Here is a 10,000-nt window from a genome sequence, read left to right on the forward strand (position 1 = left end):
CGACGGGGCCAGCCGCGGCGAGCTCGTTTAGGAAGGCGACGTAGGTCTCCATGTTGCCCATGCTGCCACGGCTCGTCCGGCCCGCCTCCTCCGCGAGAACGCGCTCGATGCCATGCCGGGCCAGAATGCTTTGAACCTTGGCCTTACCAAGGCCCAGCACTTGGCCTTTCCGATCGGTGATCAGAGTTGTGGGCTCCAGTGGGAGCCCCCTCGTTTTCGCATGGTCCGTGACCACCAGGGCCACCGATAATGGCCCCTTCGTTTTGAACCGGTTCTCAGCGGCGAACCGGGTCAGTTCCTCTATCATTCACTCACTCCGCGGCCATCGTGACACCGATTTCCTGCTCGGCATTCGCGGAGAGGATCGGCTCGAAGATGTGCTCCGACAGATGGCGGACGACTGGCACAGCGACTCCGTCACCCGCGAGATGGTAGGCGTCGTTGTAATTGCTCGGCAGCTTGTAGGTGTCCGACAATCCCATTAGACGCGCGGCTTCGCGGGGCGATAGGAGTCGCGAGCGGACGTTTGAACCATCGACGACCAGGATCAGCTGCCGCGATGATCCGCCCGCGGGTGTGCGCAAGCACCCGGCTACATCGTCGAACCGCACTTCAGCACGCTGAATCTTGTTGCCGAACTCGTCCTTCCGGGTCCGCTTGTAAACGCCACCGACCATTCGGCGGGCAGCTTTCTTCGCCTTATCCAGCTTGGCCAAGTTGACCGCGCTCATCATCGAAACCAGTCGTTTGGTTTCGGCAGCGGTGTGCCAAACCATGCCAGTTGGGTTCTCTTCGATGATGTCAGCGAATCGGCTGGTGCGGACGTCCGGCTCAGGAAGATCCCACCAGATCCACCGGCGCCGCGCTTCCTTCGACAGCATGGCATGCGCACTGATGAGGGCAGCCGGGTGCCAGGCCGGATGGGGATCCTCTCTCACCAAGCTGCTGGGCACGACCACCCCTGAACGAACGCCAATGACGAACACCCGGGGGCGGGACTGCGGAAGAAAACGCCTGGCGTCGATCACCATGGCACCGAAACGATAACCAGCGCCCGAGAAGGCCGACGCGATGGCCTTGAAATCTTTTCCCTCGTTCGAGGTCAGCGCGCCATAGACGTTCTCGAGTACGATAATCCTAGGCGCGCGATTCTCCTGGGCCAAGCCGCGCATTAAGCTCCAAAACGGCCAGAACGTGCCGGATCGCGTCTGCGCCTTGGAGTCGGGGCGGCCGATGCCCTCGTAATTGCCCGCCAGCGACAAGTCCTGGCAGGGGAACGACGCCCACGCCATGTCGGCTCGGCCGGCGAGTTCATCCAGCTTCACAGAATTGACGTCTTTAACGAGCAGGTGCTCGTCGCCCCAGTTTGACCGGTATGCAGCCGCCTTCATGTCGTCGAAATCATTCGCGAAACGGCATGTCCAATGTTCGCCTAGCCCGGCGCGGGCCATGCCACCACCCGCGAAGAATTCGTAGAAGCTAGGCATTCGTGCAACCCCCGTCACCATGACCCATGCTGTCGCGCGCAATCTTCTCTTCTATTGCTTGAGCGATCCAAGTGTTCCGCGACACCTTCCCCGGTCCGGCTTTGCGCAGCTGGTCGATGGCCAGGAAAATTTCCGGCGGCAGTCTCAGATTAATGCGGTGTTCGTCGTCATTGGACATAGCCGCACATATGGCGCCAATTTGGCGCCATAATCAACGGAAAAATAGAAGCACGAGGACCATTCGGCGACTTCAGCGGCCCCAAACGGCATCACCAACACGGAGTTGGCGGCAACTCCTAATTCTCCATAAAGGCGGCGGTGGCGCAACAGTTCCTATGACATGGGCCAGCTAACCAGGAAAATTCATGAGGGTTGGCGGGTGTAACGGCATCCGTTGAGCGGCCGTAGGATTTGGGTGCTGAAACCAATCCTTGCCGTTTCCGGAGCGCCCACCGGCCACCGAGGTCGCATTGGCGTCGCGGTCCTCAACCGTATGCTCGGCCTTGGACGCCCGAACTCCGTCCGCATCGCCTGATCAAGGGTGATGCCGGGGCGATCTGTTGCCCCGCTCGCCTCGCTGCAACACGCCGCTTCCGTCTAGACATTGAGCTGGCGACCATCCTTTCCACCTTGAAGCAACAGGGCCGCCGAGCGCCCAAGCGCGGCGTTCGACAGAAAAGGCTTGCCTCCGTAACGTCATGCGTTATAGGTATAACGCATGACGTTACGGAGGCGGGGATGCCTGCTGAAACCATGAGTCCCGGCGAGGTGCTCCTTCATGAGTTCATGGAGCCGCGCAACCTCAGCCAAAACGCATTGGCGCGCGCAATCGACGTTCCGCCACGGCGCATCAATGAAATCATTCTCGGCAAACGGAAGGTCACGGCCGACACCGACCTGCGCCTGTGCCGCCACTTCGGCTTGGAGCCCGGCTTTTGGCTCAAAATGCAGATCACGTCCGATCTGAATGAGCGTCGCAAGCTTTTGAACGACGCGTTGACCAACTTGCCCGTCGCGCAAGGCCACGGCGGCGCTCGCCTCGGCTTTTACGCCCGCCTGGCGGCGCGGCGGAACGACGATTCCAAGCTCCGCAAATGCGTGGAGGAGGTGGTTTATAACCTTGAAACCTCGAGCACGACCGAGCAACGGCCCGGCATGCTCTTGGGGCGCATCCAGTCCGGCAAAACCCGGGCCTTCATCGGCGTGGCCGCCAAAGCTTTTGATCGCGGTTACGACGTCGCCGTAATTCTCACTAAGGGCACGAAGACGCTGGCCGCGCAGACGGTTGCTCGCCTCGGGGCGGACTTCGCGGAGGAGATCGAGAACGACGAGATCCTCGTGTTCGACATCATGAAGCCGCCCGGACGCTTGATTCGCGGAGATCTCAAAAAGAAGCTGATCATCGTCGCCAAAAAGCAGGTGGACAACCTGGAGCGCCTGAACCGTCTGTTCGACACGGACTATCCCGACTTGGCCAAAGCGTCCGTTCTCTTGATCGATGACGAGGCCGACCTGGCGAGCATCCGCTTCGTAAAACGACCAGGACCGAGTCGGATCGAGCAAGGGAAAATCGCCGAAAAGCTTGACGAGTTCCGCCACAACACCAGATCGACGGCGTTCCTGCAAGTCACGGCCACGCCTTACTCGCTGTATCTTCAACCCGAGGACTACCTCGATCAAAACAGCAATCCGGTCTTCAAACCGATGAAGCCGGCCTTTACCGTGCTTTTGCCCAGGCATGACGGGTACGTCGGCGGCGACACCTACTTCGGCCCACGCGCGCCGGGCTCGGTTGAAGATCATCTGTTCGTTCCGGTTCCCCATGAGGAGCAGGACGCGTTGCGCTCGGCCGACAGACGACGCATAAAGCCGTCAAACGTTCTGGAAACGTCCAACGCCGCAGGTCTTGTGCGCGCTGTGGTCACGTTCGTGCTGGCCGTATGCATCCGCCAGTGGCAGCAACGTGAAGCGGGCGAGCGCCGGACCAAGTACGCTATGGTCATCCACAACGATACCCAAAAGGCCGCACACTCGTGGCAGGAGGAGGTCGTCGAGTGGATCGTCGACGCGATCACGCGGGCAGCGGGCAAGCCTACGACGAGCGTGACGGCTGTCTTCAACAAGGCCTACACGGACCTGAAAAATTCCATAACGGCGAACGGCGGGCTCGTTCCCGACCACGAGTCGGCGCTCGAAATGTTCCTCGAGGCGTTCGAAGGCGACGAGGTGGTGCGGGAGACGGTCAACTCCGACAAGGACGTGCTCGCGCTCCTCGACGACAATGCCGAGCTGAGGCTGCGCACGTCGTTCAACATCTTCATTGGCGGCAGCATTCTCGACCGCGGCATCACAATCCCGAATCTTATTGCCTTCTACTACGGGCGGAACCCGCAGACGACGCAGGCCGACACCGTGCTCCAGCACTCGCGCATGTACGGCAATCGGGCGCGCGCCGACGTGGCCGTGACGCGTTTCTACACCTCGCCCGCGGTCTACGATCGCATGTATACGATCAACAGTTTCGAAACGGCGCTGCGCGAGGCGTTCGAGGCCGGCGCGCACGACAAAGGAGTGGTCTTCATCCAGGCCGACGCAGCCGGCAAGGTGCGGGCGTGCGCGCCGGACAAGCTGCAGCTCAGTGATCTGGTCGCCGTGCGCCCGGGAGGATTTTATCTGCCAACCCGCTTCAAAACCACGAGCGCGAAGAGCGCCACAGCCGCCGATCGGGCCGTTCGGACATTGATCCAGAAGATGCCCGCGAAAGGCAGCGCCGTCGAGATTGATGTTGAAACGGCCAACAGCCTCCTGGAAGCGATCAAAGGCAGCCTTGACGTCGCTGACGCGACGTTCGATTGGGAGGCAATGAAGGCCCTTCTTCAATTCTACGGCCGCGTTCCCCGGAACAAGCGCGTTCCTCGGAACAAGGTGGACCTGTACGTCGAGACCGGCCGGCAACTCGACGCGGCGCTGTCCGGCGACAAATCCGGCGTGTCGATCGTCGGCACCCGCCTGCGCGAGATTTTGCGCGATCCGTCCCGGCGGAATCCCGCGTTGGTCCTTCTGCAGCAAACGGGCACGCGCGAACTCAATTGGTCTGGCTATCCGTTCTGGTGGCCGGTGTTGGCCGCGCCGCCGACGGGCGAGCCCTGCGTGTTCGCAACCAAAGTCGCGGCGTAGCGTGGTCTGGCGATGCCCGCTCCCACAACACCGGCATCGTCAGACCGGAACAACGCCGCCGCGCCGCCGGCCTTTCTCGGCGGAACGCGCGCTGTTGATTGCCGCTTCGTCGTTTTCGCCGCCTTCGGATCATTGCTCTGAAAACATCGTGAGTTGGGCTGGAGGCGAAGGCTTCGACACAGCGTTGCATTTACCGAACGTTTTATTGATGATCAACGAGGATCAAGAAGGAGGACAACGGCGATGGCGGGAGACGAGGCGGCACCTTGCCGCCATGCGGGGGCACCGCCCGAGGAGGTCGTCGCGCGCGTTGCCGAAGTCGTGTCGGCGCTCGCGCAAAACGAGGCCTATCTTTCTTCGCAAGGACTGTCCGCGGACGAGTATCGCCGCGCGCTCCCCGCTGCGATTGAACGCCTGCGAGGCAGCAGCGCCGCCAGCAACGCCTCGCGGCGGCGGTTCTTGGCGGCGTTGTTCGAAGAGATGCAAGTGCGTGGCATCGTCTCACAGCTTGAACGGCCGCAATATGGAGACGACACGGTCTACCGACTGACGATCCCTCAGTTCGGAGACATAGCCGTCATCCAGAAAGGCTGCCCCGATGGAGCGCACAGCAGCGTTCGCTGGAGCGTGCCGGATTGGGCGCGGGAGACCTACCTTTGGTGGCTGTGCCCAAGCCTCGCCGCCGAGCCCGGCGCGCACATTCTCAAGGGCGTGAATCGCCTGCGGCAACGCTTCTTCTCGGAACTCCCGGGAGCCATCGACGGCATCATCTTTCACAACGATCTTTGCGGCACACAGCACAGGCCCTGCCCCAAAGCGGACCACTCGATCACCGTCGACGGCATGCGCATTCCGCCGCCGTGCGTTTACGTCATGCCGGAGCGCACGGCGGGCGGAACGGAGTGGAATTGGGACGGCAGCCGCCGTTTGCGCTTCCCTGCGGTCCTTTTGTCGATGTTCGGAATCAGCGACGAGCGCGCGTCGACCTTCACCGGCTACGTCGGCTTCCAGCGCCGCGGCGGCGACCTGAGGACCACCTTGACGGCTCGGTTCGGCCCCGGTCGATCGACCACATTCAGAGCTTAAAAATGACCAATCCCGTACTTGATCAAGAACGCGTCGCTTTCCTTGAGGCCCGTCGGAAGTCCGCGCCGAAGACGGCTCTTCTGCCGGCTTGGCCGCGGTATGACAAGGAGCTGCCCCTCGTCGAGCTTGAGGTCACGTGGGTCCGCTTTTCGACCCTCAATCACCGAACGAAGGCCGAGCAGCTCCGCGAAATGCAGAAGTCGGGGCGTTTCGACCTGTTCTCGGCCGATCCTTTGGGGCCTGAGGCGCAGGAGGCGCAGTATGGAATCCTGCGTTCGCAGGAAGGGTTTGCTCTCCTTAAGGAGGATTTGAAGGAACGCCAGCAGCAGGAGCCCGCGGTCGTCACCGCGGAAGGCGTGCTCATCAACGGCAATCGGCGATCGGCCGCGCTTCGCAGCCTGTTCATTGACGACTCGCATGCGCAGGCCCGGTACGTCCGCTGCCTCGTGCTGCCTGGGGACGCGACGCCCACCGAGCTCCTCGATCTTGAGACGGAGCTTCAGGTCGCGCGGGACTTCAAAGAAGACTATTCGTGGGTGAACGAGGCGCTTCTCATCGAAGAGCTGTTCAACCGAGAAGGCAAGAGCTGGGATCGGGTCGCGCGGAAAATGCACCGCGACGTCAACGACGTTCGCAACCTTTATGAAAAGCTCCAGCAGCTTCATCAACTCGTCGCGCTTTCCGACGGCACGCGCCATCATGTCGACTTCAACGACAACGAGTCGGCCTTCGACGAACTCGCGAAGCATATTCGCAACAAGCCGAAGGAGGAGGCGGAGAGCGTCCGATCAACCTATTACCTCGGCACCCTTGCCGGCGTGAACTACCGCGATCTGCGCAATTTGCGCCGCCAGGACGCGGCCGACCTCGTGCGGCGCGAAATGGAGGCGGACCCCGCGCTTCAGCCGTTGCTCCGCACCGTCGAGTCCGCGAGTCAGGACGTCGAGGGAGGCGACGCTCTGGATGAACTGTTGGGCGGGGATGATGCGCCCACGGGGCTTACGGACGTTCTGTCGTTTCTCGCGAAGAAAAAACTCGACGAGGTCGTGCGGCTCGCAGACGGCCAAGCGGCCGTGGTCGGCGATCTTTTCGGCACGATCCGGAGCGCTGTCACCGCGGCCGCGCGCGAGGCGCTAGAAGAGAAGAAGGACCTTGAAGCGCTCAAGACGCCCGTCGATCGCGTCGTCAACGCGATCAAGGATGGGGAGCGGGCGCTCGCCGCGCTCCCCAAGGCGCGCCGATTCGACGAATGGGACGAGGACGCTTTTCAAGCGAACGTCGCCTCTCTTAAGGCAGTCGTCGCCAAGCTGGAGCGGCGTGAATGATTGAGCTTGAGCTCTACGACGCGGGGCGGCCTATCGTCATCATGCAGCGCCGGCCGGAGACCAACGCCGGGGCGTGGGCCCGGCTTCAGGAAGCGTTCGCTCGGGGCATCGTCGGGGGCTCGCCCTCGCGTTCGGACGTTCGCGCCGACGTCTTTATGGCCGAGCTCGACGTGCTGCGCGACGTGCGCGCGCTGTTCAGCGAGAAGATTTCGTTGGGCCCCAACATCGAGGCGCAGCTGCGCGTGCTGGCGAGCGATCGCCGGGCGCGGGAGACCGCGCTTGCGGCAAGCGACGGCTATGACCTCGAGGCGCTTGCCGCTGAACTCGAAGCGGCCGGCTTCAAACGAAAGCTGAAGCCATTCCAGCTTCGCAACCTCGCAGCGGTCCTAAGACTGCCGCATGCCGCCGACTTCTCCGTTCCGGGCGCCGGCAAAACCACCGTGGGGCTTGCGAACTTCGCGCTGAGCCGAGCGCGGGGACGGGTGGTGCGTCTGCTCGTCATTGCTCCCATCGCAGCCTTCGGCGCGTGGACCGAAGACTCCCAGGAGTGCCTTGCGCCAGGGCCGAAGGTGGTCATTCACGGCGGACCGGAAACGCTAATTCCGCAGGATGCCGACATTCTGCTCACCAACTACAATCGCGTGGCCTCGGACTACGATCGCATCCGAGCGTTTGCGGCCGATCGGCCGACGCAAGTGATCCTGGACGAGGCTCACCGCGTGAAGAAGGGAGCGGCGGGCGTCCACGGCCGCGCGGTTCTCGACCTCGCCTACGCCGCCAAGCGTCGCGATGTTTTGACCGGCACGCCAGCACCGCAAGGAGCGTACGACCTCGTCGCACTCATGCGGTTTCTATACCCCGGCCAAGACCGCCAAATCCTGCCGCGTTCGACCTACGTCGAGCGCGACGGCCGTGATCCTCAGGTGCTTCGGGAGACGCACGCGGCCGTTTCCCGCTATTTCGTTCGGACGCCCAAATCGCAACTCGACCTGCCGCCGACGCGGTTTTGCGTCGTGCAACGCGAAATGAGGCCGCTCCAGAAGGCGATTTACGAAGCTCTCGTCGGACGTTACCACTCGTCCTTTGCGCTCGGAAGCCGAAGCCGGCACGAGTTCCAGAACCTGGGGCGGATCGTCATGTATCTGCTCGAGGCCGCGACGAATCCGATGCTGCTGACCGCGGGCTCGGATGACGGCGATGATCCAGGGTTCGCCCACCCGCCGCTTGCGCTCAAGGGCGACGAGCAGCTCGCTGATCTGCTTCACACGTACAATCTCTACGAGACTCCCTGGAAGTATGAGGAGACGACGAGAATTGTCGCCACCGCCGCATCGCGCGGCGAGAAAGTGCTGATCTGGTCGAACTTCGTCCGGAACCTCAAGGTTCTGCACAGGCATCTTGAAGATCATCAACCGGCAATGATCCACGGCGGCGTGCCGTCTTCCGACGGCACGCCCGTCAATCAGGTCACGCGCGAGGACGAGCTCCGTCGCTTCCGCCACGACCCCGATTGCCGCGTGCTTCTCGCCAATCCGGCCGCGTGCGGAGAGGGCGTTAGCTTGCATCATTGGTGTCACCACGCCGTCTATCTCGACCGCAGCTTCAACGCCGGGCATTTTTTGCAAAGCCAAGACCGCATCCATCGCCTCGGCTTGGCTCCGGACGCCATGACGCGGTTCACGCTTCTGATGAGCGCTCATACGATCGACGTCGCCGTCGATGGGCGACTTCGCGACAAAGTGACCGCTCTCGCGCGCCTTATGGATGATCCGGGACTGGTGCAGGTGGCGTTGCCAGAGCCCGACGAAGGGCAAGGAGGCCCGCCCGCGCACGCGGACGACCTCCAAGCGGTCGCCGCTCACTTCGCGAAGGCCGCGCGACGTGCTTCCTAGCCGCGGCCGCTGCCTCGCGGTGTTTCTGCTGGTCTACAGCGCGCGCTTGAATCCCCGGCTCGGTCTCGCTGAGTGGGTCGTCTCCGCTCGGGAGAAGTCGACCATTATGGCGCACGCGCTTGACCTTGAGGGAACGGCGAAGGGGCTCGTGGCGCTCAATCTCGCGCGCAGCGAACCCGCTGTTGCGCCGGCTGCGCAGCTTATCCATCTGAACGACCAAGCCGACTTCCCAACCCTTGTCGGCATTGCGCACGTCCTCCTTGAGCGGGCTCCGCCTTCCTGGATTCGGGTTGCGGTCAATGGGGGCCGGGTCGCCCGCGAGTACATTCCCGCGTCCGACCTGGCGGCGCTCGCATGGCTCGGCGACGAATTCGACGCTGTGCTGATCGAAGCGCACCAGCGCGCTGTCGCTCCTTCCGAGGAGGACGTTCGCAAGCGCCTGGGAGACGCTGCTGAACTTATCGTCCTAGCGGCGCTTCGGCATGCCGGCCGCCGCCCCGTCCACGTCGCGCTCATCTCGAATGCCTACGGCTACGACATCGAGCTCCGCACGGCCGACCGGACGGACCGCTTGGAGGTAAAGGCCGCTGTTCGCCGGACATGCGGGGGCGTGCATGTCAGTCGTAACGAGTTCGACAAAAGCCGTCTTTTTGGGACCGAGTGGAGGCTGGTGCAGGTGGTGTTCTCGACCGGCGCGCTGGTGCGCGGTCCAATCGGCCCGGCTCACGTTGAAGAGATCAGAGAGCTTCCGGGAGCCTCGCTTCGGGCGCTCGCTCCTCTCGAGTCCAACAGCTTTCGGTGGAGCGAGTCGGCCGAATTTCGGCCGCCTCCTGAAGTTTGGATGAGGAGCGGCATTGTTCCCGATCCCGCATTTTGGGTGCCGAGCGAGCGGTAGGCGGATCGCGACGCCCGGGCACGACCATTCAGAACCATATTGAGTTCGCTAAATGACTTCAGAGCTTTTGACCCTCACCCATGCCACGGAACGTGACATCGATCTCCTCCTCGTCGAAGAGTTGAAGTGCAGCCTCGC

Annotated in this window: 8 protein-coding genes (1 of these 8 cut by a window edge); 6 read left to right on the forward strand and 2 right to left on the reverse strand. The window is 62.7% G+C overall.

Annotated features, from left to right (window positions below):
- On the reverse strand, positions 1-307 hold a 307-nt coding region (locus ABNQ40_RS34440), incomplete at its 3' end, for a DUF4928 family protein (protein ID WP_391349584.1).
- 4 nt (positions 308-311) lie between these two features.
- Positions 312-1,487 carry a DNA cytosine methyltransferase gene (locus tag ABNQ40_RS34445; protein ID WP_391349586.1) on the reverse strand — a complete coding sequence of 392 codons (1,176 nt, stop codon included), beginning with the start codon at positions 1,485-1,487 and terminating at the stop codon, positions 312-314.
- 738 nt (positions 1,488-2,225) lie between these two features.
- On the opposite strand from ABNQ40_RS34445, the gene ABNQ40_RS34450 reads away from it, so the two are divergent.
- The 6 genes from ABNQ40_RS34450 to ABNQ40_RS34475 form a co-directional block, all read left to right on the forward strand.
- Positions 2,226-4,664: a HigA family addiction module antitoxin gene (locus ABNQ40_RS34450; protein WP_391349588.1), complete on the forward strand. Its 2,439-nt coding sequence runs from the start codon at positions 2,226-2,228 to the stop codon at positions 4,662-4,664.
- 243 nt (positions 4,665-4,907) lie between these two features.
- Positions 4,908-5,750, forward strand: a complete 843-nt coding sequence (locus ABNQ40_RS34455) for a hypothetical protein (protein WP_391349590.1) — start codon at positions 4,908-4,910, stop codon at positions 5,748-5,750.
- Between the two features lie 2 nt (positions 5,751-5,752).
- Entirely contained in the window at positions 5,753-7,075 is a 1,323-nt protein-coding gene (locus tag ABNQ40_RS34460; RefSeq protein ID WP_391349591.1) for a hypothetical protein, read from the forward strand.
- Positions 7,072-8,967, forward strand: coding sequence for a DEAD/DEAH box helicase (locus tag ABNQ40_RS34465; RefSeq protein ID WP_391349593.1), 1,896 nt, complete (start codon positions 7,072-7,074; stop codon positions 8,965-8,967). Before ABNQ40_RS34460 ends, ABNQ40_RS34465 begins: the two co-directional genes overlap by 4 nt.
- A 19-nt stretch (positions 8,968-8,986) precedes the next feature.
- Positions 8,987-9,862: a protein NO VEIN domain-containing protein gene (locus ABNQ40_RS34470; protein WP_391349594.1), complete on the forward strand. Its 876-nt coding sequence runs from the start codon at positions 8,987-8,989 to the stop codon at positions 9,860-9,862.
- Positions 9,863-9,914: 52 nt separating this feature from the next.
- Positions 9,915-10,000, forward strand: partial view of a hypothetical protein gene (locus ABNQ40_RS34475; RefSeq protein WP_391349596.1) — the start only. 991 nt of this gene lie beyond the right edge of the window; only the first 86 of its 1,077 coding nucleotides appear in the window; its start codon is at positions 9,915-9,917; the stop codon falls past the right edge of the window.

It is taken from the genome of Azospirillum sp. A23, from assembly GCF_042938965.1.
Classification (GTDB): Bacteria; Pseudomonadota; Alphaproteobacteria; order Azospirillales; family Azospirillaceae; genus Azospirillum; species Azospirillum melinis.